Origin of the sequence: Streptomyces sp. NBC_01750 (assembly GCF_035918095.1) — a bacterium.
Lineage (GTDB): Bacteria > Actinomycetota > Actinomycetes > Streptomycetales > Streptomycetaceae > Streptomyces.
Genome location: NZ_CP109137.1, coordinates 343249 through 366461, shown reverse-complemented (window position 1 = coordinate 366461; position 23213 = coordinate 343249). Strand labels below are relative to the sequence as shown.

Genomic DNA, 23213 nt, shown 5'->3' with positions numbered 1-23213 from the left:
CCGGTACTGCGCCAAGACTCATCTGGTCGGTCTGCGGTAGCAGATGAGGGTGGAGGCGATGCTGGTGATGGCGAGGAAGCGCTCTGCCTTGCGCTCGTAGCGGCGGAGAAGGCGGCGGCAGCCGGCGAGCCGGGCCATGGTGCGTCCGATCGTCCAGCGGTGGTGGCCCAGTCGCTGTGAGGTCTCGATTCCCTTGCGGGCGGCGGTGCGTGATGCCGCACTCGCGCAACCATCGACCAGGTGGGAGTAGTAGCCGTAGCCCTTCGGCGTGGAGCTTCCCCGGCTTGCGTCGTCGTGGGCCTCGGCGCGAGCGGATGGACGGCATACCTTCCACCAGAGGCGTCAGGGCCTGGCTGTCGTGCAGGTTCGCGCCCGAGATTCCAACGGACAGGGGGAGACCGGCCCGCTCGGCGATCAAGCGGATCTCGAGCCGTACTCGCCTCGGTCGACAGTATTCGGACCCGTGAGCTCCCCCTCTTCAGGGCCCGCATGTTCACCGAGTCGATCGCGCAGCGGGACCAGTCCAACTGGCCGCGGGAGCCGAGACCGCCTACCGAGACACCCAAATGAGATGACGGCTGAGGCCGGGCGGCGGGTATCGCCACGGAACGACTCCTTTGCCCGGTCTTGCGGAAGCCTGTTGCGGCGGGGCCCTTGCTTTCCCTCCCCGAAACTCGACGCACTCGGCGAAGAAGAAAGGGAAGAGAACCCCGAGTGTTCAACCTGGCGAACGTCTTTTGCACTGTGCAATGATGCGGACGCGGGGGCTGGTCGAACGTCGACCTCTGCCCGGGAGCGGCACTGGCACGGTGACGCAGCTCAGGACGGCATGCCTGGCAGTCGACCGGCTCCTGCGTATCCAAAATCCGTCCCGACTGGGAAATCATCTCCAACGCATCGGGGGATCACCTGCGCTGAGCCTGAGTGAGGACCGTACGTGAGTCGGTTTGGTGGCTGCCGGCCCAAGCTCAGGTGGAAGCCGGTGGAACAGCTCGTCCGGGTGCGGGATGATCCGCTTGTGGAACGAGTCATTGATCTTGATCAGGCAGTCGCATCGATTGCGGAGCGGGTCGTGCGATGGCTAGGGGCCGGTCTCACGGTTGGGCAGGTGACTTGGCGGGACGAAGCCGCGCCGTGGCCTCAGCAGCTTGAGACTGACAGGGCACTCGTGCGTGATCCTGACTCGATCGGCGTGCTCATCTCCGGGCCGCCGGACTCTGAGCTGTCCGTGGTGCTGTTCCGGGGCGGCTGGGCTGATGTGGACTTCGTCGCCAGCCTCGACGACGCCGGAACGCTGCCCGCATCCGGCATCGATTCGGCAGCGGCATTCGCCACCCAGCTCGATCAGTGGGTGTCGCGCGTCTTCGGGAACCGCCGCGTTACGTAGAGCTGGAGGGACTGGCAGCCACCTGCGACAGGTCCCACCTCGCTGCCTTGTGATGCCCAGGTGGTCTCCCAGCCGCAGCTTGCTGCTTCGCGCGGCCGCGGCCGCCTCGGTTCTGGTGCACCTGCTGGGCTGGAGGCTCCGTGTCCCGGTCGCCGTCCTTCTGGCCGGGTCCCCTCGTCGTACGGCGTGGTGGCGCGGCCGAGCGGGCCTTTACGATGCTCGGACTGCCCGACCGTCGGGGCGGACGGGGGCGGACCGTCCGCCGGGCGGACGCCTTCAGCCGGTAGCCGTCGCGCGGGGCCTTCGGAAGGAAACGTCCCTGCCAGGTCTGCAGTGGTATGGATGTGGCTTTCCCAGGATCGCTTCAGTAGCGCAGGGCCGTTGCCACCTTGGTGATGATGTCGCCCGACAGCTTGTGGGTGCTGCGCGCGACGGCGTCCTTGGACTTCCCGGCCGGCACGTCGGACACGGTGACGACGGCCACGTCCTGCAGTTTGCCGTCCTTGTCGGTGAAGTTGACCTGCACCGCGAAGGACTTCGCCGCGTCTGTGGTGTTCTTCGCCATGACCTTGACGGTGGTCCGTCCGTCGTCGTCCGTGGTCGGGTCGCCCAGGGTCACGGCGTCCTTGGCGTTCACGCCGCCCTTGACCTCGTCGAGCTTCCGCTGCGCCTCGGCAGTTGCGGACGCCAGCGCCGACGCTGCACGCGAGGCCAGGGACGAGGCGGCGGCCGTGACGTCCGAGCCCACTGAACCGATCGCCGACGCAGCCTTGGAAACGGTGTCCGAGGGGTTCGAGTCGGTGTCCGAGCATCCCGCCGCGGCCACGACGACTGCTGTGGTCAATGCCGCTCCGGCCAGCCCACGAGTCCGCGTCCCTGCCATGACGTTCCCTCCGGTCGGCTGCCGTACCAGTCAATGCCCAGGGCCTGTCGCGCGCATGTCCGGTTACGCAGTCCGGGTGACGTCACCCCGACGCTCAGCACCAGTTGCGTCCCACTCGTGCCGGAGCTCCAAAATGCGGCGGACGAAGAGGTAGGCGCCTCCCGGGGGCCGATGCCGGACGACGCGTCCGCCTTCGGAGCGCAGCTGCTGGCGGGTCGCGGTGACACGCAGCCCACGGCCATCGTCGTGGATGTGGGGAGCCGACCCGAGCTGGTGCGATCGCGCTTGTGCCCTTCGATCCTGTCCAACCGAGACGCGGTTAGGAAGCCGCCGGGACACACGGATAGGAACAGACTGACGAAGACATAAAGACAGGGAGCGCCGACAGTGGCTCTCACCCGTCTGACCTGGACGGGGCCCGCCTCAGAACCATCGGGTCCACCGCCGGCGCAGGGCTCTGGGCAGCGGCGGTGTGTCGGCGGGTAGCGGCGCGGTGGTGGTCCGGAGGGCTGAGTCGTCGTCACCGGGGTCGGGATCGGGCCCCCAGGCGGTCGCAAGATGCGGCGGGATATCAGGCGGTGGGGGTGTGCCGCCGCCGGGCAGCGGGATGGGTCGGATTTCGGTCTGTGGTTCGGCAGCCTGAGCGGGTTGCCCCTGGCCGGCGGTGCCGTCCGCATCGGCGTTCACGGACGGTGCGGACGCGTACTTCCAACTCGGCGGCCGCAGGATGAACGTGTCCTGGTCGTCGTCCGGCGCATTCCGGCCGGCGGAACGGCGCCGGTCGTCCCAGGCGAGAACCATCTGGGCGCGTTCGAGCGTCTCGCGCTTCACGGACGGCGGCAGCCAGTTGCCGTGCGCCAGGAGACGTGAAGCTTCGTCCTCCTCTTCCGGAGCGAGGCCGGCCAGAAGCTCGCCAACGGTCGGCCGGTCCTCCGGCGCTTTGGTCAGGCAGCGGCGCACCAGCGCGGTGACTCTGTTCGGGAGGCCGATGAGTTCCGGTTCCTCGTGGAGGATGCGGTAGAGCAGGGCTATCGGCGCGCCGGTCCCGAACGGACTGGTGCCCGAGGCCGCAAATGCCAGCACGCTGCCCAGCGCGAAGATGTCGCTCCACGGGCCCACCGGGCTACCGGCGACCTGCTCGGGTGACATGAAGCCCGGGGTGCCGACCGCCACACCGGTACGAGTGAGCCGACTCTCCCCGCCGTGCGTCGAGATCCCGAAGTCGATGACCCGTGGCCCGTTGATGGCGAGCAGGACGTTGGACGGTTTGAGATCCCGGTGGATCACCCCGGCGGAGTGGAAAGTCTGCAGCGCGCTGAGGAGGCCCAGCCACAGCGCCAGCAGCGACCGGGGCGGCAGCGGTCCGAAGGCGGTGACGGCGTCGTTCAGCGAGGGTCCCGGCACGTACTGGGTGGCCATCCAGAGCCGTCCCCCTTGCGCGTCGGCATCCAACACCTGAGCGGTGAACGGACCGTTGACCAACGACGCCAAGCGCACCTCGCGCTGAAACCGTGCGCGGAACTCGTTGTCGTCAGCGAGGAAATCGTGGATCACTTTGACCGCTGCCAGATGGCCGCTCGGCGACCTGCCGAGGTACACCTTGCCCATGCCACCGGCGCCCAATTGTCCGATGAGCTGGTACGGGCCGATCTGCTCCGGGTCACCGGCCTTCAGGGGCAGGGGACTGCCGCCGGTCACCTCGCCGCACCCGCAGCCGTTGTCACCGCGGCCCCCCTTGTGCCCCGTAGAAGAGCTGCGCCTTGAGCCGCCGGTCCGCCTTCCGCCGCCACCGGGCGAGGAGAACACGGTTGCCGAGGGTCTCCGGGTCGTCCGGACCCAAGGCGCGCCTGAGATCGGGCAGCACTGTGTTGAAAAGACGCACGGCCTCGCCCACGTCCCCCGCGGCCCCTGTCCAGTGCGCCACCCGCGCCCGGCTGACCAGGGTCGCGCGGTCGTCGCGGCCCAACACCCAGGCCAGGTCGTTCACGAGCAACGCGAACATCCGTACGGCCTCTACCGCGTCTCCCGTCTCCCCCGTCCATTGGGCGAGTTGACCCCGGGCGAGCAGCGTCTCCCGGTCGTCCGGGCCCACGATCCGCCCCAGGTCGGGCACCACGGCAGTGAACAGTCGCAGCGCCTGTCGGCGCCGACCTGCCGCACCCGACCACTGAGCCAGTCGCGACCGTCCCACCAGGGTGTGGCGGTCATCAGGGCCGAGTGCCCACGAGAGGTCCGGTACAAGTCCGGTGAGCAGCTTCGTCGCCTTCCTACTGCCGCCTGCCCGGCCTGTCCACTGAGCCTGGTTGATCCGTCCGACGAAGGTCTCCCGGTCGTCGGGCCCGAGCACCCGCGAGAGATCGGGTACAAGCGCCCCGGTCAGGCCGGCCGCCGATGCCGGGTCGCCGGCTTCGCCGGTCCAGCGTGCCAGCCGGGCGCGGCCGATGAGGGTCTGACGGTCGTCGGGGCCGAGGATCTGGGTGAGGTCGGAGACAACGGCGGTGGACAGCCGCAGCGCCTCCCCGACATTGCCTGTTTCCCCGATCCAGTGTGCGAGTTGGGCGCGGCCGACGAGGGTCGCACGGTGGCTCGGTCCCAGAACGCGTGTCATATCGCTGACGGCAGCGTGGGAAAGTCGCAGTGCCTCGTCCGCGTCTCCTCCATTTCCCGTCCAGTAAGCGAGATTGATCCGTCCGACGAGGGTCTCCCGGTCGTCCGGCCCCAGAAACCTGGTCAGGTCGGGCACCACCTCGCTCAGCAGACGGACTGCCTCTCCGGTCTGGCCCGCCTCGCCTCTGCGGTGGCCGAGGTCCCTGCGGGCCAGTAGGTCCTCGCGTGGGCCCGTGGAGATCCCCGGGTCGGGACGGGATGCCGTAGGGCGACCGGTAGCGCGTGGAGGCCGGGCGAGAACGAGGAACTCGGCGGTATCGGTCCCGCAGTGCTGCGGCTCGGGCAGACCCCTCGCCGGCAGAACCCGCTTGAGGTGCCGGTAGAGGGCGCCGAGGGTTACCTCGGCCGTGGGCGCTGTGGGTATTCCGTCCCGTAGGGCCAGCAGCAGCTCGCCGGTGAAGGCCGTGTGCCGCTCGCCCTCCTCGAAGCGGGCAACCTCATTTGCGGAGGCAGAGGTCAGCGTGTAGGTACCGGCGATCTCCATCTGGTCGATGAGTGGCTCGTACACCCCTGAGAGCCCTCCGGTGATGGCGCGGCCGGAGAAGCAGCAGTCCAGGATCAATACGCGGTTGCGTGCCGGGCTGGCCAGGAACGCCTCGCGAATGCCCTGGAAAGGGAAGGCGGTGAACGAGGGTGCCTCGGAGTCGGAGCGGCCCAGTGCGAGATGCAGTTCGCGCTTCTCACGGCCGATCAATCCATGGCCGGTGTAGTAGACGAGGAACACGTCCTCCGCCTGGCGGGCGGCCTGCAGCAGAGGCAGCCCGAGGTCCCGTGGCGTTGCCGGGTCGATCACCTCCTCGGTGTGCTCCACGGAGAAGGAGCCCGGACGGCCTTCGGTGAGGAGCCGTCGCAGATCGCGGACGTTGTTCCGAGCGGCGGAGATGTCCGGCAGCCGAGGATCGTCGGGGTACTCGGCGACGCCCACCAGTACCGCGCGCGATCGGGCCGCGTCGGGTGGACGCAGCATGAGTCAGGACGCCGGATCAGCCGGTCCGCCCGGAGCAGGGGAATTGGCATCGGAGTCGGGGTGCAGCGCTGCCCGGAGCAGGTGCTCCACCTCGCCGACATCCTTGGCGTGCTGGACGGTCAACTCCGTACGGGTTCCGTCACGTTCGATGACCTTGACCCGAACGGTGCTGCGCCGCGGCTGCCTCAGGTAGACCGCAAGCGCCCTGGCCAGTGGGGTGAGTGCGCCGCCTGCCCCGACCGCGACGACCAGCGTGTCGCTCCAGGAGCCGAGATCGCCCGGGCGTGGCACCGACGCGGGGACGCGGACGCACCCGCGGAGCTGCGGTTCCTCGCCGAGCCAATCCCGGAATTCCACCAGGGTGTCCGGTCCCTCGGGACCATCGACAGCCAGCCGTGATTCCATGGCAGACCACCTCTCCGCCGCACGCCATGTCCTACGGGCCCGCGGACCGAGCCCCCCGTGTGCTGTGCCTCACACCACTGTGCCACGGCCAAGTACGGCACGGGGGTGGATGGGGGAGTCAGGCCGGACCAGTTCCCGAGGCTCGGTCAGGACGCGTCGGGACAGCAGGCATGTGCGGGCCAGTTCCAGTGCGCGCCACCGGGGACGTGCCTCGGGCGTTCTGTTGCTCGCTTCGACGTCCCTCGTGTGCGGCATCGCTGCGTGCCGCCCATGAGTACAGCCGGGCCGCCACCTCCTTGGTGGTCATGTCTGCCGCTTCCCGGAGTTGGGCGCGGGCGTCCTACCGCGATGCTCAGACCTGGCAGCTCACTTCATCTGGTTGCTCGTGGAGCGGCTGGGGCGGGATGAGTTGTGGGAACTGTTCCAACGGGCGTGCCGACTGCTCTGGTGCGGCCGCGGGGTGCTGGCCGCCGGCGGCATCGCTGCACCGCGAACTACACGAACGCGGGGCCTGCCGCAGCTACAGCACCCTGCACGACTACGTCCACCCACTGCGTCACGCTCGGCTGGCCATGTCCTGTTATCCGATTGCCGCGCCTGGCCGTGCGGAGGACTATGCGGGAATGCGTTTTTCCATCAACATCCCCAACTTCGGGGACTTCGCCGATCCCAGGACGGTGGCGACCGTCGCCGCTGCGACGGAACAGGCCGGCTGGGATGGGCTGTTCGTCTGGGACCATGTTGTGCACAGACGGCACCAGCGGCCGTTCGGGGACCCTTGGATGTTGCTGACGGCCGCAGCGCTGGCGACGTCGCGGATCAGGCTGGGCACGCTGGTCACCCCCGTCGCCCGGCAGCGTCCGCAGCAACTCGCCCGCCAAGTAGCCACCTTGGACACCCTCAGTGGCGGCAGGGTCATCTTCGGGGCGGGTCTGGGCGGTCCGATCGAGGACGAGTACGGCAGCTTCGGCGACACAACCGACCCCCTCGTACTCGCCCAACGCCTCGACGAGGGGCTGGACTTGCTCCAACGCTTCTGGTCGGGCGAGCCCGTAAACCACGACGGACAGCACTACCAGGTACGAGACGTGACCTTGCTGCCCGCCACCGTGCAACACCCCCGACCGCCGGTCTGGATTGCCGGATTCTGGCCGAACCGCCCGCCGATGCGCCGCGCCGCCCGCTGGGACGGCGCGGTCCCCTTGTTCGCTTCCGCCAGGCACGGCCACGTTCCACCCGTCGATCAGGTCCGCGACCTGATCGAATACCTTCACCAGCACCGCGACGACCAGGAGGACAGTCCCTTCGAGATCGTCCTCGGCGGCGCGACTGCCGGCGAGGGCGCGAAGGCGCGCGACGTGATCGGGCCATTGCTGGACGCCGGCGCCACATGGTGGGACGAACGGCAGCTCCAAGGCAGCGATGAACTCGACCAGCTCACGCCGGTGCTGCGCCGCATTGAGCAGGGGCCGCCGGCCCTTTACTGAGCAGGGCCGTTCGGAGCGTCACCGGCGCACGGCAGCATGATCGACTTCACGGAATCTGTGCCTGAACCCGGATTCAGGCGTCGTCGACACTCGACTACTGGGGGGCTGGTTACGGCGCACCCTCGGCACATCACCCGTCCACGGAGGCGGAGTCCACGTCGCACCACCGTCCGCGCCCGCCGAGGAATCACGGCGCTGTGACGATGCCTGCAGCGGAATGGGAGGAGCGGAAGCTGGGACCGGACCGGCTGAGGCGCGCCGCAGCCGGTCGGCGATGATCGCGTCCCGACTCGTCCTGATCTCTCCTGGCCAGTCCGGGCCCGCGACAACGTGCCGGATCCGGGCCGGCGTCCACCCCGACGCCGGCAAGCCGTTGACGACCATCGCCTGGTCAGTCAAGACCTTCCCTGCGAGCAGGAACTCGGGACCGAACTCCTGCGCAATCGCGTTGAGCACCTCCACTCCCGGCGAAGCCTGGACTGTCTCCTCGAAAGCCTCCGGCGTCGGTGGGAACGCGATGGGTAACAGTCGCTGTCAGGCGTCCTTCTCCATCGTCTTTCGCAAGCGTTCCAGCAGGGCGTAGAGCGTCGCGCTCTCGGCTTCGTCCAGGGCGTCGAGGGCGCCGTGCGTCTCCTGCATCTCCTCGCGCACGCAGCGGATGATCTCGCGGCCCGTGTCGGTCGCGACGACGTTCTTCACCCGGCGGTCCGCGGGGTCGGCTTCACGGCGGACCAGCTCGCGGGCCTCCAGCCGGTCCACGATCCCCGTGACGTTCGACGCGTCGCACACCAGCAGGGCGGCGAGGCCGCGCATCGGCAGCGGGCCGTCGAGCTGGGCGAGGACCTTGGCCTGCACGGAGGTGAGGCCGTGATGGGCGGCGGTGGCTGCGAAATCGCGCCACTGGGCGGTGCCGATGGCGGCGAGCAGTTCCAGCAGTTGGAGCTTGGTGGGTGCCTGCGGGGCGGTGGCGCTCATGGCTTGAGCGTACTCAATTTGCTTCATATCATCAATTGTTTACTTGACTACCTTAACTATTGAGGTCTACCGTCTGCGAAGTGCTTGACGTCATCAAACATATACGATCTGAAGCATTGAGAAGGTCCCGCCAGCCATGAGCCACGCCGCATCCGTCCCCGCCGCCGGGCAACGGAACGAGACGGTCATCGTCTTCGCCCTGAGCCTTGCCGCCATGGTCGTGTCGATGATGCAGACCCTGCCCGTCCCGATCCTGGGCCTGATCCAGGGCGACCTCGGCACCTCGACCGCCAACGTCAGCTGGGTGACCACCGCCACCCTGCTGTCCGCCGCCGTCTTCACCCCGCTGCTTGGCCGCTTCGGGGACCAGCACGGCAAGAAGCCCACCCTGGTGGCCGTGCTCGTCGTCATGGTCGCGGGCTCCGTCGTCGCCGCGCTCGCGAGCTCGCTGCCGCTGCTGATTCTGGGCCGGGTGCTCCAGGGTGCCGCCACCGCGATCTTCCCGCTGGCCCTTTCCGTCCTGCGTGAGGAGGTCCGGCCGCAGAAGTTGCCCGGCGCCATGGCCCTGGTCAGCGGCACCCTTGCGTTCGGCAGCGGGCTCGCACTCGTCGCCACGGGCCTGCTCACCTCCGGCGCCGACGCCGACTACCGCAACGCCTTCTGGATGGCGACCGGCTTCGCGGCCCTTGCTCTGCTCGCCGTCGTCTTCCTGGTCCCCGCGACCCGGCACAAGACTGGCGGCCGCACCGACTTCCTCGGCGCCCTCACCCTCGGCATCGCTCTGCTGCTGCTCCTGCTGCCGATCTCCCAAGGCCACGAGTGGGGTTGGACCTCCGGCCGCACGCTGGGCACCTTCGCCGGCGCGGCCGTCATGACCGTTGTCTGGGTATTGACCGAGCTCAAGGTCCGCGAGCCCCTCGTCGACATGCGGATGTTCATCCATCGCCCGGTCCTCATGGCCAACCTCGCCGGCGTCCTCGTCGGCTTCGGCATGTTCGCGAACTTCCTGGGCGTCTCCTACTTCGTGCAGATGCCCGAGGCGCTCACCGGCTTCGGCTTCGACGCGTCCATCCTGCGCGCATCCGTCCAGTTCCTGCTGCCCGGCGCGATCGTCTCCCTGCTCGCCTCGCCCATCGGTGGCCAGCTGGTGCGCCAGCGCGGCCCCCGGTTCGTGCTCGGCATGGCCGCAGTATTCGGGGCCGTCGGCTTCGGCTGGCTGGCCCTCGACCACGCCCACACCGCCTCGGTGATCGGAGCCGGCCTCATGACCGGCGCGGCCGTCAGCTTCGGCTACGCTGCCATGCCCGCCGTCATCATGGCGAGCGTCCCGCACCACCAAAGCGGCATCGCCAACGGCATCAACTCGATCTCCCGCTCCACCGGCAGCGCGATCGGCAGCGCCATTGTCACCACGATCCTGGCGTCCAAGACCATCGAGCACCTGCCGGCGGGCGTTCCGCCGCTGCCCGCCGAATCCGGGTTCACTCTCACCTTCGGCATCGGGGCCGTCGCCTTCGCGCTGGTCGTGGTGATCAGCTGGCTCGGCCTGCGCGGACAGCACGGCCCCCGGGTCGTCGAGGCGGGCAGGGCAAGCGCGGACGCCCCGTCAACTCCGGCCGTGGAGACGGCCGTTGCTGATCCGGTTACGGAGCCTGCGGTCCAGGCCGATGCTGTCCAGGCTGGGGCCGGGTTCCGCGGCCTGGTGCGGGACGCCGACGGCGAAGTACTGGGCGGTGCCGCCCTCGCCCTTGTCTCGCCGGATGGACGGCAGGTGGGACGCACGGTCTCCCAACCCGATGGCCGGTACGCGCTGGACGCCCCCACCAGTGGCCCGTACGTCCTGATCACGGCCGCCGAAGGCCATCAGCCGCAGGCCGCCACGGTCATGGCGGCGGCCACCCCGGTCGCGTACGCCATCAAGCTCCCCCGCGTCACAGGACCGGCCGGTCTGCAGGTGCGGGGCACCGTACGCGCCGGGGAGGGCGGCCGCCGGCTGCCCGATGCCCGGGTGACGCTGGTGGACGCCGCCGGGAACGTGGTGCGCACCACCATCACGGACGCCGACGGCGCGTACGCCTTCACCGATCTGACCGCGGGCGAGTACTCGCTCATCGCCAGCGGCTACCCGCCCGTGGCGTCGACGCTGGCCGTCGAGGGTCGCGGTACGGACAGCTTCGACATGGCGCTGGCGCACCCCGCGGCGCAGTAGGCGGCGGTGTCCGGGATCACAGGGCAGCTCACCGGACAGGCGGAATGCCGTGACCGCCCGGACGATCGACCCCTACACGTATTCAAATGCACGTTGCACATATCTACTGATGCTTACAAGGAGCACCCCATGACCGTCACTACGTCCTCCGCCTCCCGTGCGGCCGAGATCCTGTCCCGGCCCGTCGTGCTGAACGGCCTGACTGTCCCGAACCGCATCGTGATGGCGCCGATGACGCGCATGTTCTCCCCGGGCGGCGTCCCTGGTGAGGACGTGCGGTCGTACTACGCCCGTCGCGCCGCCGCGGGTGTGGGCCTGATCGTCACCGAGGGGACCTACGTCGGCCACGAGTCGGCCGGGCAGAGTGACCGTGTGCCGCGGTTCTACGGCGAGGAGCAGCTGGCGGGGTGGGCGAAGGTCGCCGAGGCCGTTCACGCGGCGGGCGGCGCCATCGTGCCGCAGCTGTGGCACATCGGCATGGTGCGCAAGCAGGGTGATGCGCCCTACGCCGACGCCCCCGCCGTCGGCCCCTCCGGCATCCGCGTCGACGGCACCGAGAACGCCGGCAGGGCGATGACCCGGCGCGACCTGGACGACGTCATCGGCGCCTTCGCCGAGGCCGCGGCGGCCGCCGAGCGCATCGGTTTCGACGGCGTCGAACTGCACGGCGCCCACGGCTACCTCCTCGACCAGTTCCTGTGGGCGGGGACGAACCGCCGCACCGACGCCTACGGCGGCGACCTTGTGGCCCGTACGAAGTTCGCGGCCGAGATCGTGGCCGCGGTCCGCGAGACCGTCTCGCCCGAATTCCCGGTGATCTTCCGCTACTCGCAGTGGAAGCAGGAAGCCTACGATGCAAGGCTTGCCCAGACCCCGGAGGAGCTGGAGGCGATCCTGACCCCGCTCGCCGCGGCCGGCGTCGACGCCTTCCACGCCTCCACTCGCCGCTACTGGCTCCCGGAGTTCGAGGGCTCGGACCTGAACCTGGCGGGCTGGACCAAGAAGCTCACCGGCAGGCCCACCATCACCGTCGGCTCGGTCGGCCTCGACGGCGACTTCATCCGCGGCTTCATGGGCGAGGGCGCCCCGGTCCAGGGCATCGACAACCTCCTCGACCGCCTGGAGCGCGACGAGTTCGACCTGGTCGCCGTCGGCCGCGCCCTGCTCCAGGACCCGCAGTGGGCGGCGAAGGTCCTGGGGGACCGGTTCGAGGAGATGAAGCCGTTCGACGCGGCGGCGATGAAGACGCTGAGCTAGGGGGTATAGAAGTCGCTGATCTGCGTGGTTGGCCGTCCGGAGTTCGGCACCGCAGCGACTGCCGCCCGGATCGCCGTACTGGACGCCGGTGAGCTCATCGAGCGGGGACCGGCGCAGCAGGTGCTCACCGCGCCGCGGCACGGGTTCACCGCTTCACTCGTGGCAGGCTCGGCCCGCCCGGCAGCGGATCTGCGTCCCTGACTACTTCACTCTTCGTACTGGTTGTGTGGGGTAGGGACCGGTCTGGCTTGGCTGATGTTGATGAACGGGATGGCACCGTCGTTGACGGGGTCTTTGGTCTGCTTGGTGGTGTAGGTGCCGGTGACTTCAAGCCAGCTGTCGGGTTGCATGACGGGGGGAATCCGGCCGGTCAGGCCGATCTTGACGGGTTGGGCGTCGGCAGCACAGCAGTTGAGGACCATGCGGGTCAGGTAGGGCGCGCCGTTGCGGTCGACGGTGACGAAGCCGGTAACTCTGATCCGCCGGTCGCCAAGGGAACGTCCGTGGTCGTAAACGGCGCGGCCGGCGTAGTCGACGACGCTGAGCTGGAGGGGGTCACCGGCGGAAAGGGTGGGGAAGCCCCAGGGTTTTTGCAGGGCCGTGCCGGTGCGCGTGGCGCTGTAGGAGCCCAGTGCGGGTGGGGCGACCAGAATGAGAGCGAACAGAGGCAGGACGAGGAGCCAGGAGATACGTGGTTCGCGGTGGGCGTGGCCGCGCCCGTCGTGCTCACGCTCGGGCTGGTTCTCCGGGCTCGTGCGCGGCTGTCGCAGTTCGTACCAGACGGTGGCGATGGCGGCGAAAATCAGGACGATGCCGGCCACGAGCAGCAACGGGCGCAACCCGGCCTTGACGTAGCGCAGGTAGAGGTCGGTGAAGCTCGCGCGCAGCACCGCCCCGCCGACGAGGAACAGCACGGCTGCTTGCGCCTGCCGGTTCACAGGAGGACCGCCCCGACCAGGGCCGACATGAGGACGGCCAGGGTGAAGGTGGCGGGGGCGAACCGCAGCGCGAACCCGCGGCCGAACGTGGCGGCCTGCATGGCGAACAGTTTCAGGTCGATCGTCGGTCCGACGACGAGGAACGCCAGCCGGGCGGTGAGCGAGAACTGGGACAGGGACGCTGCCACGAATGCGTCGGCCTCGGAGCAGATCGACAACACCACCGCGAGGGTCGCCAGGGCGAGGACCGCCACCACGGGGTTGTTGGCCGCGGTGTGCAGCCAGCTTGCCGGCACCACGGCTTTGAGGGTGGCCGCGGCTAGCGCGCCGACGACGAGGAAGCCGCCGGCGTGCATCACGTCGTGCCGTACGGATCCCCAGAAAGCCGCCCCCTTGCCGAGGCCGTCGAACGACGGGTGGTCCGGTGGGCGCAGCCAGTCGGCGCGGCCCAGCCCGTGCCACAACCAGCCCATCGCGCACGCCACGAGCAGACTCGCCGCGAACCGGGCGAGGACCATCTCCGGGTTACGTGGAAAGGCGACGGCGGTGGCGGTCAGCACGATCGGGTTGATCGCCGGGGCGGACAGCAGGAATGCCAGCGCCGCCGCAGGGGTGACGCCCCGGCGCACGAGCGCTCCGGCCACCGGCACGGAGGCGCACTCGCAGCCGGGGAGGACGGCCCCGGCCATCCCGGCGACCGGCACCGCGAGGGCGGGCCGTCTCGGCAGCGCGCGGGCGAAGAACGAGGGTGGGACGAACACCGCGATGACTGCCGACAGCAGCACGCCGAGCACGAGGAAGGGCAGGGCCTGGACGAACACCGCGACGAACACGGTCATCCAACTCTGCATCACCGGCGCGGACAACGCCCGGCGGATCGGCCCCTGCAGCACAACCACCAGGAGCAGCAGCATGGTGAGGACGAGGGGTGAGTTGAACTGCCAACCCTGCGGATCCTCCGCCTCGCGGTCGTCAACCCGCCTCGGGGCCGCTTTGCTGGTGGTCACGGGCGAGGTACCTCCGGTACGGAAAGGCTTCGTGGGTCGATTCCCTCCACCTTCAGTACGCCGGTTCCGGCACAGCTGCTCATTCTTCGGGTGCGCATTTGGTGCGTCGACGACGGCACAGGCCGGCGGATGCTCGCCGGGATGCTCGGCCGGCCCGGCTGTCATCACCCGCTGAACCAGATGGCTCCGCCAAGTGCGCCGGCTGCGCCGGTGATCATGGCTAGTAGCTGGTACGGCACTCACTCGCTCAGTGTGGTCGAACTCGTATACGAGGGACGGCGGGCGGCCCGATCAGTGCCGGGGACATCAACTGAAGATGATGAATCCCCCGAAGGGCAGCTACCTGGCGAAGCCGCGCGGTTGTGGCAGGGACTCATCTCCTCGACGGCGGACACGGTGTTGATCAGTGCCACGATCGGGTGACGTCGTGGCAGTTTCCCGCGGCAGCCTGTTTGATGAGGTCGGCCACTGCGGCCGGTTGTGACACGTAGATGGAATGGCTGCCCGCGGCCTCGACGGTGGTAGAACCGGCTCTCCCGGACATGGTGCGCTGGGCAGGCGGGGGGATCATCTTGTCGTCGGTAGTGATCAGGTACCAGCTTGGCTTGGTCCGCCAGGCGGCCTCGGTGACCTGCCCGCCGAGGGCCTCTACGCCCCAGGGAACCTGCGAGTGGGCCATGAACGCAGCCATGTCAGCAGGCAGGTCACCAGCAAACGACGCACGGAATTTGTCCCGGTCGAGAGAGAGGAAGCCGTCCGCGGGCGGCAGGATCGGCGGTCCGGGAACGTCGGTTGGGAAGTCGGCGAGGAGTGTGTTGACCGACTTGCCGGCGTCCGGTACGAACCCCGCGATGTAGACCAGGGCCGCCACGTTCGGGTCGGTGCCCGCTTCGGTGATGACCGCGCCGCCGTAGGAGTGACCGACCAGCACGACCGGGCGGTCCTGTGCGTCGATGATCAGCCTCGCCGCGGCGGCGTCGCCCTGCAGGGACAGGGTCGGGTCTGCGCCACGGCGACGCGGTAACCGTCGCGGGTGAGCAGGTCGTAGACCGGTCGCCAGCCGGACCCGTCAACGAAACCACCGTGTACCAAGACGATTGCGGGCTTGTCAGCCATGGATCGGTGCCCTTTCAGCGGAGCCGGGGGTGTCCGACTCACCAAGCAGACCTCAGCCCGGCAGCCACCGCACGCCGAACCCCCCTGGGGTCACCAGGAAGGTGGACCTCACCCGCGCCTTCCCCGACATCACCGCGGCCGCCGCCGACCTCCACCCGGACTTTCTCGTTGCGCGCCTCCGTGGCGCGCCGGTAGAGCTCCGCCTTCGTCAGGAAAGCGAATGGCGAAGCCTCTGTCTGTTTCTTCGCCGTCGCTGTCTTGGCCGGCCCGGCGCTTGTCGGCGGCGTCCTTTACCCGCGCAGGGGGAGCGCCAGTGGGTGCGGCCTTGTGGTTGCAATTTCACGGTACAGTGAAAACCGGTTCAGCGGATGCTGAAACTTCACCGGCAGGCGATCACGCAAGTCCGGAACGGGAAAATGGAGGACGGCGGGAGATGGCGGCACGGGCAGGAAGGGGGCCCCGCGGGGAACGTGGCGCGCAGGCGGACCGCATCCTGACGGCGGCACGCAAGTCCTTCGCGGAGCGGGGCTACGACAGGACCTCATTGCGGTCGGTGGCTCAGGCCGCCGATGTGGATCCCACCCTGGTGAACTACTACTTCTCCAACAAGATGGGACTGCTGAAGGCGGCGCTGGAGCCGCCGGATGCCTTCGGCGACGGCATTGCCGAGGCCGCCGAGGTGCCGTTGGAGGAGCGCGGGCGGGCCTTCGTGGAGGCGGCGCTGCGTATGTGGGATGACCAGGCCACCTCGGAGATCCTGCGCTCGATCATCCTCGCCGCAAGCCACGAGCCCTTCGCCATGGAGCGCCTCCGCTCTGTCTTCTCCGCTCTTGTCCTGCAGGTCGTGTCGGCGAGCCTTCCCGACGACGAGGCCCAGTTGCGCGCAGACCTGGTCGCCACACAGATCGTGGGCCTGGCGATGACGCGTTATGTCTGGGCGATCGACCGCATCGCCCACATGCCTTCGGAGCAGGTCATCCGCCTGATCGCGCCGACTGTGCAGTACTACCTCACCGGCCCCCTGGGCGACGACATCTCGGAGAACGCCTGAGCTTGTTCTTTATGGTTTGAGTCGGTTTCGTTCGGTGATGCTCTCTGGTCGTTTCACGGTTTTACCCACGTCGTAACGGGTGGCGGGCCGCCGGTTTTTCGAGCCAAGTGGCCTGCCAGGTCCGGGGGTTGAGAGTTTTGGCGCGCGGGTCGGGCAGTGCAGGTGCGGGCGGAGGTTCCGAAACCCCCGGCGGACTCGGGCCGGGGTGAGTCGGCCGGGCTCGGCGGGCTTCTCCCACGGCCGCCGCAAGTCGGCGGCGGCCTCGCGCAGAAGGCGGATCTGGGTGTGGGCGGCGATGATCAGCCAGGTCCAGCGCTCGCCGGCCTTGGGGGTTCGCAGCTTCGGGCGGGTCCACCCGAGGGTCTGTTTCATCAGCCGGAAGGTGTGCTCCAGGTCGAAGCGCCTCAGGAATGCCTGCCAGCGCACGTCGACGTCCTCGCAGTTCAGGCCGGTGGCGGACGACCACAGCCAGAGCGGCAGCGGGTCTCCTCCGCCGGGCAGCCGGTCGACCTGGAGGCGGATCAGTGTGCCCTCGATGATGGGGAGTTCGCCGCTGTGCTCGATCCAGGCGGAGCGGGTGGTCAGGCGCGGGTGGATACGGTCCCAGGCCATCGCGCGGGTGGTGCCGTATCGGTCGGTGACCTGCGTTGTGGCCGCGTCCGGCTCACCCCAGGTGTCCGGCTTGGCGAAGCGGAACTCCTTGCCGTGCTTCGGCGGTCGCCCGCCCTGGGGATAGGCCAGGGCGTACTCCCTGAGCGAGGGCGTCGGCCGTCGCATGACGCGGTCGGAACGCATCCGTCCCGGCACCTCGACCGGGAGGCCGTCGAGGAGGTGGGCCATGCGTGGAGCGTCGTAGCCGGCGTCGAAGACGATGAGGATGTCGCGGTCGCCGACGTGCCAGCGGCCCATCTCGATCAGGTCGGTGACCACCCGGCGGAGCTGGGAGGCGGTGGCCTCGGCGACGTCGTCCTCGGGCCCGAGGCGGACGGCATCCAGGAGCTGGCACCAGGACGTCCGGCCCGATTCGAGGGCGGCGACGAACGAGTACGGCCAGCCGGGGATGAACTGGTCCGAGGAGCGTCCGCTGCGGCCGTAGACGTGGCAGAACAGGCGATCCGCGCTGGTCGGCGCGTCAGGGCGGAGCCAGTTGCTGACATCGACCGCCAGGGCCAGGCGCCCGTCGGCGGCCCGCGGCATCGGCAGACCGGCCAGCACCTGCCGCAACCGGGGTACGTCCACGTTCCCGTGGTTCAACGCCTCGTACATCGCACCGTGCCCACGCCGGTGCTCGGCCACCAGCGTCAGATCCACCGGCGACGTCACCGGGCCGTCCGCGCACAGCAATGCGTCCACGAGCTCGAACAGCTCGTCCCCGCGCACGGTCAGGCAGTCGAATAAGTCCTCCCGGAAGCGTGACGCTTGCGCGAACGCTTCCCCGGGACCGGCGTCAGGCAGCAGACTCACCTTCACGGCCTTCGTCTTGATCGGTGCACCTTGGTCGGAGCACATGATCAGACGAAGGCCGCCCCAGCGTCCCGCGAATGCCCAGCTGGGCTACCCAGTTCGATACGCCGTTCGAAATCAGTCAGGCAGCGCCACGGTGAGATCCACCTCGACGAGCTGTCCCGGAAAGCCCAGCTGGGCGACGCCCAAGAGCGTGCTGGCGGTGGTGAACGCCGGACCCAGGGCAGACTCGGTGAGCCGACGCCATGCGGCTCCGAGGATGTCCCTCTCATCGCTCCGCACGTAGATCACTGACCGCACCACATGTTCAGGCTGGGCACTCACCGCTGCCAGGGCAGCGAGCGCGTTCGCGACAACCTGGTCGACCTGCGTCTCGAGGGAACCGGAACCGACGAGGTCACTATTCCGATCAAGCGGGCACTGCCCCGCCAGATAGGCGGTACGGCCTGCCTCCACCACGGTGATGTGGTGGTAGCCGGGTGTCTCATGCAGCTGCTCGGGGTTGATGCGGGTGATCTTCTCAGTCATGTCAGCGAGTCTGACCAGCGTGGTGCCAGCACGCACCGCATTTTCTCCACCGGCAAGCATTCCGCAGGACGTGAGGTTAAAGAACAAGCGTACGTCCAGCAGTCCGGGCGTCATCACAGTTCAGAAGGGGTGTGGGTGATGTATCCGGACGTCAAGCTCAGGATAGCCAGCCGGTGTAAGTCCGGTTCGGGGAGACGCCAGGGTCCCCGGTAGCTGACTCCCGGCGTCACTCGAAATGGTGGCGTCGAAGTGGAGTGACAAGCGCCCTTCGGGGGCGTGCAACCGACCAGTCCGCAACATGAAGTGAAGCCTGCAGCGTCGTCATTTAACCCCCGCCCCCGGGCGGGCCAAGGAGGAGCCGAGCCTGTGCTTGTTTGGCGAAGGCCATGGAAGGCGATCTCGGGCCTGGAGCGGTCGCCGAAGAACCTCCCGGCGTAAGGGGCGTGGAATGGTCGGAAGGTCGTCCTGGGAACTGGAGAGGGCCTCCTCGGCCCCGGGTTTGCGGCCCGGGAAGCGTGGCCTGCCTATAACCGGCAGAACCGGGAAATGGCGGGTTGTCGAGAGGCAGTCGGAGGGGGTCGTAGTAGTGGTGATCGGCGGGACAACACAACCCGTCGGGAGCGAAGGACTCCTGCTTCATCGATGCGATTCGCGAACAGGGAGGGACCCGGATGAGTGCCGTTTCGGCTAGTTCCATCCGCCGGGAGGAAGGCGCCGCAGGACCGGGTGGCCGTCCTTTGGACAAGGTCCGAGCCTTGCAACGGACGCTTTACCGCTGTGCCAAGCAAGAACCCGAACGCCGGTTTCACGCCCTGTATAGCCATGTCCACCGCATGGACGTTCTTCGGCGGGCGTGGGTCGGTGTGTGTGCGAACCGAGGAGCCCCGGGCGTTGATGGCGTGACCGTCGACGCAGTGGCGGTCTCGGGGGTGGATGCGTTCCTCCAGGACCTGGCCGAGCGCCTGCGGACGTATACGTATCGTCCGTCGGTGCTGCGGCGGGTCCGGATTCCCAAGCCGGGGCGGCCGGGGGAGTTTCGGCCCCTGTCGATTCCCACCGTGGCGGACCGGGTGGTGATGACGGCCGCGAAACTGGTTCTGGAACCGGTCTTCGAGGCCCAGTTCACCGAGGCGAGCTACGGATTCCGGCCCAAGCGGTCCGCGATCGGCGCGTGCGAAACAGTGCGCGTCGCGGCGAACCAACGGCGGGAGTGGGTTTTCGAGGCCGATATCCGGGACTGCTTCGGGACGATCGACCACGACGCGTTGATGGCCCAGGTGGCCCGACATGTGGTGGACCGGCCGTTCCTGAAGGTGATCCGGGCCTGGCTGAGGATGGGAGTTCTGGAGGGCGGGGTGACCTCCCCGACCGGGGCGGGAACTCCGCAGGGCTCACCGATTTCCCCACTGCTGGCAAATATCGCCCTGCATGTCCTCGATGAGGCGTGGCAGGTCGAGGGCCGTCGGCTGGGAGTGCTGGTGAGGTACTGCGACGACTTCGTGGTTCTGTCGCCGACCGAGCATCGGGCCCAGCAGGCCCGGGAATTGGCGGCGAGAGTGCTCGGACGGCTCGGGATGCGCCTGCATCCGGAGAAGACCGGCATTGTCTGTCTCACGCGGGGCGGACAGGGCTTCGATTTCCTCGGATTCCACCACCGGAAAGCGGAATCGTGGAAGTGGCGGGGCAGGTTCTACCTGCGTCGCTGGCCCTCGGTCAGAGCGATGCGAGTGCTGCGGGAGAAAGTCCGCACGGCTACCGCGATCTCGAAGACCGAGCGGCCGGTGTCCGCCGTGGTCGCCGATCTGAACCCGGTCCTGCGGGGCTGGGCGGCGTACTTCCGTAACGGGAACTCCGGACGGAAGTTCAACGTGATCGACGGCTACATCCACGAACGGCTGGCGATCTTCACCAGCCGGAAACACGGCCGAGCGGGTCGGAACTGGGCCACCCGTTACACCTACGGATGGATCACCCGGCTCGGGGTCTACCGCCTCACCGGAAACGTACGCTGGGCGACGGCGCATGCCAGTCGGTGAACGATGTCGGAAAGCCGTGTGCGGGAGAACCGCATGCACGGTTTGAAGCGGCGGGGACTGGAAACGGAGCATCAGCCACCGCGCCAGTCCCCGACCCTACTGAGGGTGAGTTCCTGATCCGCGACCCGCCGGATCATGTCGAGGCCGAGTCCCAGTTCGCGCAGTGTCCGCACGAGGGCAAGGCGAGCGACGGCATCCGGGGCGTAGCGCCGGTAGCCGGCGTGGGTGCGGTCAGCAGGCGCCACGATGCCGCGATCGGAGTAGAACCGGATCGTCTTGACTGTCAGCCCCGTGCGCTGGGCCAGTTCACCGATTGAGTAGAGGATGCCGCCGTCCATGAGCTCACCTTCCTGTCTCCCCCTGCAGGAGACTCAAGTTCGCGCCCCACGTCTCCGCACCCCCTCTGCTCGCGCTCTGCTTCTGAAACGCGCGAACGCCCGCGGTTGCCCTACGGTGGCGCCACGGGGAAGGACGGTGTGCCCCGGCTGCGGCTGCTTGTAGTCGCGGATGACCGTGATGCCGGGCCGCGGCTGTGCCACGGGTGCGGCGGTCCGCTGATGCCGAAGGCGACGGCCGTGTTCTGCTCGTCGGTATGCCGGTCGCGGCACTGGCGCCAGATGCGACGAGCGCGGGCGAGAACCGAGGCGGTCCGGGCCGACCGAACGTCCAGCTGCCCGGAATGCGGAAGGTCCTGGACGGTCGGGTCGAACATCCTGTCTCGGCAACGTACTGCTCTCCCCGCTGCCGCAAACGGGCCTGGCGCAGGCGGCGCACGGGACAGAGCGAGACGTGAGACCGCGCGCCCGACGGCCACGGGGCCGCTCCACGCGCCGGACGCACGCCCTTTCCGACTCTGGTTCGAGCTGTAGACCAACCGCGGCGAACGCGCGCCGCTGGACGAGCTTCGTCACCCGGGCTCCCCGCCCGCACCGCCACGCTGGATGTGCGCCCCTGGGCGTCGAGCTCTCAGCGAACGTCTGGCAGGGAGTGACCGCCCATGCGGGTGTCCCCGCCGACCTCATTTTCATGACGTATGGAAATTTCTCTTGCCCGCAGCGAGCCGGCGAGCGTACGGTGAGCATCATTAATTTCCGTATACGTGGAAATGAGAGTGCCATGGCCCGGTTCAAGGCCGCTGGGTTGGAGCCCGGTCAGCGTCAGCTCAACGGACCGCAGACCACCGGTCGTCAGTACCACAACCTGTCCCAGGCCCTCCACGGGACGACCCGCGAGGACAATGTGCCCGTCCCGGTCCGCGACGGTACCCAGCTCCTGGCCGACATTCACCGACCCGACGCGGACGGCAGGTTCCCCGCGCTCATCGCGGCGGCTCCCTATCCCCGCCAGCTCCAGGATCTGGGCGCTCCCGCAGCCGTCATCGAGGCCGGCGCCAGTGACTTCTGGGTGCCGCGCGGCTACGCCCATGTGATCGCCAACCTCCGCGGCACGGTCGGCTCGGGCGGCACCTACACCTTCTTCGACGAGCAGGAGCGCAAGGACCTGTTCGACGTGGTCGAGTGGGTCGCCGGGCAGCCATGGTGCGACGGGAACGTAGGAATGATCGGCATCAGCTACTACGCCATGAGCCAGATGGAGGCCGCCACCCAGCGCCCGCCCCACCTCAAGGCCCTGTTCCCCTTCAACGTCACGGTCCAGGTCCGGGAAGCCGCCTACCACAACGGCCTGTTCAGCGATGCTTTCATCACCCCCTGGATCCATGCGCTGGGCGTCCTGTCCGCCCACGGCGACCGCCTCTACCGCAAGGGCCTGTCCCGTCTCCTGCGCCGGCTTCTCGCCATCCCCGTCATCCACCGGCGGTTCCGCCACACCGACGGCGTCCAGGCGACTCGCGGCCTGCAGTTGATCAGCCGCTTCCGCCACGACGCCCACCCATGGAATGCCCTGTTGAACGCAGTGGCCACCGAGCACCCCACCCGGGACGCGTGGTGGGACGAGCGTGACCTGACCGGACTGCTTGCCGGTGTCGACATCCCCGTCTACCTCGGCGGCGAGTGGTCCAACGTCGCCCTCCACCTGACCGGCCTGTTCGATGCCTGGGACGCCCTCGCTCACAACCCGCACGTGCGCATGGCCATGCTCGGGGACCACAGCCTGCCTTGGCCATGGGAAAGCATGCACATCGAGGCCCTCGCCTGGTTCGACCACTGGCTCAAGGGCCGGGACACCGGCATTCTCGAAGGCCCTGCCATCCGCTACTGGCTGCCCGGGGCCGAACAGTGGCGCACCGCCGACTCCTGGCCCCCGCCGGCCACCCACATCGCCCTGGCACTCAATGCCGACGGCTCCCTCACGGCCGACGAGCAGCCGGGGGAGCGCAGTTACGCCACCGACGGCGCGAACGCCGTTCCCGGGCAGCTGAGTTGGACCAGTTCCCCCCTTTCCCACGACATCGATATGGTCGGCCACCCCGAACTACGGCTCACCGCCACCAGCAGCGCGACCGACACGGCATGGATCCTGCTCCTGCAAGACGTCGGCCCGGACGGCAAGGCCGCCGACATCACCCAGGGCTGGCTGCGCGCCGGCATGCGCCACGTCGATGAGGACGCGAGTGAGACGGGCAGGCCCGTCCTCCCGATGAAGGCGCGGATCCCCGTCCCTCCGGGCGAGCCGGTCGACTACCGCATCCCGCTGGTCGCCAACGCCCGCCGGTTCCACCGCGGGCACCGTATCCGGCTGGTCCTCACCAGCGACGACACCCGCGATGACTTCCAGCCCATGCTGCTGTTCAGCCACGCCCCCGTCGGGATCGCGGGCGTCAACACGGTGCACTCCAGTTCACGCCTGCTCCTTCCGATTTTGGACGGCGAATGAG

At 68.7% G+C, this 23213-nt stretch carries 18 protein-coding genes and 2 pseudogenes; 8 read left to right on the top strand and 12 right to left on the bottom strand.

The features are described 5' to 3' along the window. Nucleotides 1-18: 18 nt before the first annotated feature. Nucleotides 19-545 (bottom strand): annotated as a pseudogene (locus tag OG966_RS01565) (IS5/IS1182 family transposase); the annotation flags it as partial. A gap of 437 nt (nt 546-982) precedes the next feature. Here OG966_RS01565 and OG966_RS01560 point away from each other — a divergent pair. Beyond that, on the top strand, nt 983-1387 hold the full coding sequence (locus OG966_RS01560; RefSeq protein ID WP_326647486.1) for a hypothetical protein: 405 nt from the start codon (nt 983-985) through the stop codon (nt 1385-1387). Between the two features lie 364 nt (nt 1388-1751). Here the strand turns inward: OG966_RS01560 and OG966_RS01555 are convergent, their stop codons facing one another. The 4 genes from OG966_RS01555 to OG966_RS01540 form a co-directional block, all read right to left on the bottom strand. Beyond that, nucleotides 1752-2231 carry an FxLYD domain-containing protein gene (locus tag OG966_RS01555; RefSeq protein WP_406733420.1) on the bottom strand — a complete coding sequence of 160 codons (480 nt, stop codon included), beginning with the start codon at nt 2229-2231 and terminating at the stop codon, nt 1752-1754. 462 nt (nt 2232-2693) lie between these two features. Beyond that, nucleotides 2694-3968 (bottom strand): serine/threonine-protein kinase, encoded by a 1275-nt coding sequence (locus OG966_RS01550; RefSeq protein ID WP_326647484.1) that lies wholly within the window; start codon nt 3966-3968, stop codon nt 2694-2696. A 22-nt stretch (nt 3969-3990) separates the two neighbouring features. Beyond that, nucleotides 3991-5904, bottom strand: a complete 1914-nt coding sequence (locus tag OG966_RS01545) for a caspase, EACC1-associated type (protein WP_326647483.1) — start codon at nt 5902-5904, stop codon at nt 3991-3993. 3 nt (nt 5905-5907) lie between these two features. Next, nucleotides 5908-6309 carry an effector-associated constant component EACC1 gene (locus tag OG966_RS01540; protein ID WP_326647482.1) on the bottom strand — a complete coding sequence of 134 codons (402 nt, stop codon included), beginning with the start codon at nt 6307-6309 and terminating at the stop codon, nt 5908-5910. 623 nt (nt 6310-6932) lie between these two features. Here OG966_RS01540 and OG966_RS01535 point away from each other — a divergent pair. Further along, a complete protein-coding gene (locus tag OG966_RS01535) occupies nt 6933-7796 on the top strand; it encodes an LLM class flavin-dependent oxidoreductase (RefSeq protein ID WP_326647481.1) in 864 nt (287 codons plus the stop codon). Nucleotides 7797-8330: 534 nt separating this feature from the next. On the opposite strand, the gene OG966_RS01530 is transcribed toward OG966_RS01535, so the two are convergent. After that, nucleotides 8331-8771 carry a MarR family winged helix-turn-helix transcriptional regulator gene (locus OG966_RS01530; protein ID WP_326647480.1) on the bottom strand — a complete coding sequence of 147 codons (441 nt, stop codon included), beginning with the start codon at nt 8769-8771 and terminating at the stop codon, nt 8331-8333. Between the two features lie 136 nt (nt 8772-8907). On the opposite strand from OG966_RS01530, the gene OG966_RS01525 reads away from it, so the two are divergent. The 3 genes from OG966_RS01525 to OG966_RS01510 all read left to right on the top strand — a co-directional run bounded on the left by OG966_RS01525 (nt 8908) and on the right by OG966_RS01510 (nt 12438). Beyond that, a complete protein-coding gene (locus OG966_RS01525; RefSeq protein WP_442806651.1) occupies nt 8908-10980 on the top strand; it encodes an MFS transporter in 2073 nt (690 codons plus the stop codon). Nucleotides 10981-11109: 129 nt separating this feature from the next. Beyond that, nucleotides 11110-12237, top strand: a complete 1128-nt coding sequence (locus OG966_RS01515) for an NADH:flavin oxidoreductase (RefSeq protein ID WP_326647479.1) — start codon at nt 11110-11112, stop codon at nt 12235-12237. 24 nt (nt 12238-12261) lie between these two features. Continuing rightward, nucleotides 12262-12438: a hypothetical protein gene (locus tag OG966_RS01510; RefSeq protein WP_326647478.1), complete on the top strand. Its 177-nt coding sequence runs from the start codon at nt 12262-12264 to the stop codon at nt 12436-12438. Between the two features lie 5 nt (nt 12439-12443). Here OG966_RS01510 and OG966_RS01505 read toward each other — a convergent pair whose 3' ends face one another. The 3 genes from OG966_RS01505 to OG966_RS01495 all read right to left on the bottom strand — a co-directional run bounded on the left by OG966_RS01505 (nt 12444) and on the right by OG966_RS01495 (nt 15137). After that, nucleotides 12444-13175 (bottom strand): TIGR03943 family putative permease subunit, encoded by a 732-nt coding sequence (locus OG966_RS01505; protein ID WP_326647477.1) that lies wholly within the window; start codon nt 13173-13175, stop codon nt 12444-12446. Beyond that, nucleotides 13172-14182 (bottom strand): permease, encoded by a 1011-nt coding sequence (locus tag OG966_RS01500; protein WP_326647476.1) that lies wholly within the window; start codon nt 14180-14182, stop codon nt 13172-13174. Before OG966_RS01500 ends, OG966_RS01505 begins: the two co-directional genes overlap by 4 nt. A 403-nt stretch (nt 14183-14585) precedes the next feature. After that, nucleotides 14586-15137, bottom strand: a complete 552-nt coding sequence (locus OG966_RS01495; RefSeq protein WP_326655039.1) for an alpha/beta hydrolase — start codon at nt 15135-15137, stop codon at nt 14586-14588. Between the two features lie 594 nt (nt 15138-15731). Here OG966_RS01495 and OG966_RS01490 point away from each other — a divergent pair. Beyond that, nucleotides 15732-16349 carry a TetR/AcrR family transcriptional regulator gene (locus OG966_RS01490; RefSeq protein ID WP_326647475.1) on the top strand — a complete coding sequence of 206 codons (618 nt, stop codon included), beginning with the start codon at nt 15732-15734 and terminating at the stop codon, nt 16347-16349. Between the two features lie 9 nt (nt 16350-16358). Here the strand turns inward: OG966_RS01490 and OG966_RS01485 are convergent, their stop codons facing one another. Together OG966_RS01485 and OG966_RS01480 are read right to left on the bottom strand one after the other, a co-directional pair. Further along, entirely contained in the window at nt 16359-17813 is a 1455-nt protein-coding gene (locus OG966_RS01485) for an NF041680 family putative transposase (RefSeq protein ID WP_326655038.1), read from the bottom strand. A 117-nt stretch (nt 17814-17930) separates the two neighbouring features. Beyond that, a complete protein-coding gene (locus OG966_RS01480) occupies nt 17931-18341 on the bottom strand; it encodes a RidA family protein (protein WP_326647474.1) in 411 nt (136 codons plus the stop codon). 671 nt (nt 18342-19012) lie between these two features. Between OG966_RS01480 and ltrA the strand changes: the two genes are divergently transcribed. Continuing rightward, nucleotides 19013-20377, top strand: a complete 1365-nt coding sequence (gene ltrA / locus OG966_RS01475; protein WP_326647473.1) for a group II intron reverse transcriptase/maturase — start codon at nt 19013-19015, stop codon at nt 20375-20377. A 92-nt stretch (nt 20378-20469) separates the two neighbouring features. Here ltrA and OG966_RS01470 read toward each other — a convergent pair. Then, nucleotides 20470-20715 (bottom strand): annotated as a pseudogene (locus tag OG966_RS01470) (MerR family transcriptional regulator); the annotation flags it as partial. A gap of 778 nt (nt 20716-21493) precedes the next feature. Here OG966_RS01470 and OG966_RS01465 point away from each other — a divergent pair. Further along, nucleotides 21494-23212, top strand: coding sequence for a CocE/NonD family hydrolase (locus tag OG966_RS01465; protein WP_326647472.1), 1719 nt, complete (start codon nt 21494-21496; stop codon nt 23210-23212). Nucleotide 23213: the final 1 nt, after the last annotated feature.

Excerpts from the sequence above, each read along its gene's own strand:
- OG966_RS01465 (WP_326647472.1), top strand. The coding sequence starts at position 21,494 with ATGGCCCGGTTCAAGGCCGCTGGGTTGGAGCCCGGTCAGCGTCAGCTC.
- OG966_RS01545 (WP_326647483.1), bottom strand. The coding sequence starts at position 5,904 with ATGCTGCGTCCACCCGACGCGGCCCGATCGCGCGCGGTACTGGTGGGC.
- OG966_RS01490 (WP_326647475.1), top strand. The coding sequence starts at position 15,732 with ATGGCGGCACGGGCAGGAAGGGGGCCCCGCGGGGAACGTGGCGCGCAG.
- OG966_RS01530 (WP_326647480.1), bottom strand. The coding sequence starts at position 8,771 with ATGAGCGCCACCGCCCCGCAGGCACCCACCAAGCTCCAACTGCTGGAA.
- OG966_RS01535 (WP_326647481.1), top strand. The coding sequence starts at position 6,933 with ATGCGTTTTTCCATCAACATCCCCAACTTCGGGGACTTCGCCGATCCC.
- OG966_RS01480 (WP_326647474.1), bottom strand. The coding sequence starts at position 18,341 with ATGACTGAGAAGATCACCCGCATCAACCCCGAGCAGCTGCATGAGACA.
- OG966_RS01540 (WP_326647482.1), bottom strand. The coding sequence starts at position 6,309 with ATGGAATCACGGCTGGCTGTCGATGGTCCCGAGGGACCGGACACCCTG.
- OG966_RS01525 (WP_442806651.1), top strand. The coding sequence starts at position 8,908 with ATGAGCCACGCCGCATCCGTCCCCGCCGCCGGGCAACGGAACGAGACG.
- OG966_RS01515 (WP_326647479.1), top strand. The coding sequence starts at position 11,110 with ATGACCGTCACTACGTCCTCCGCCTCCCGTGCGGCCGAGATCCTGTCC.
- ltrA (WP_326647473.1), top strand. The coding sequence starts at position 19,013 with ATGAGTGCCGTTTCGGCTAGTTCCATCCGCCGGGAGGAAGGCGCCGCA.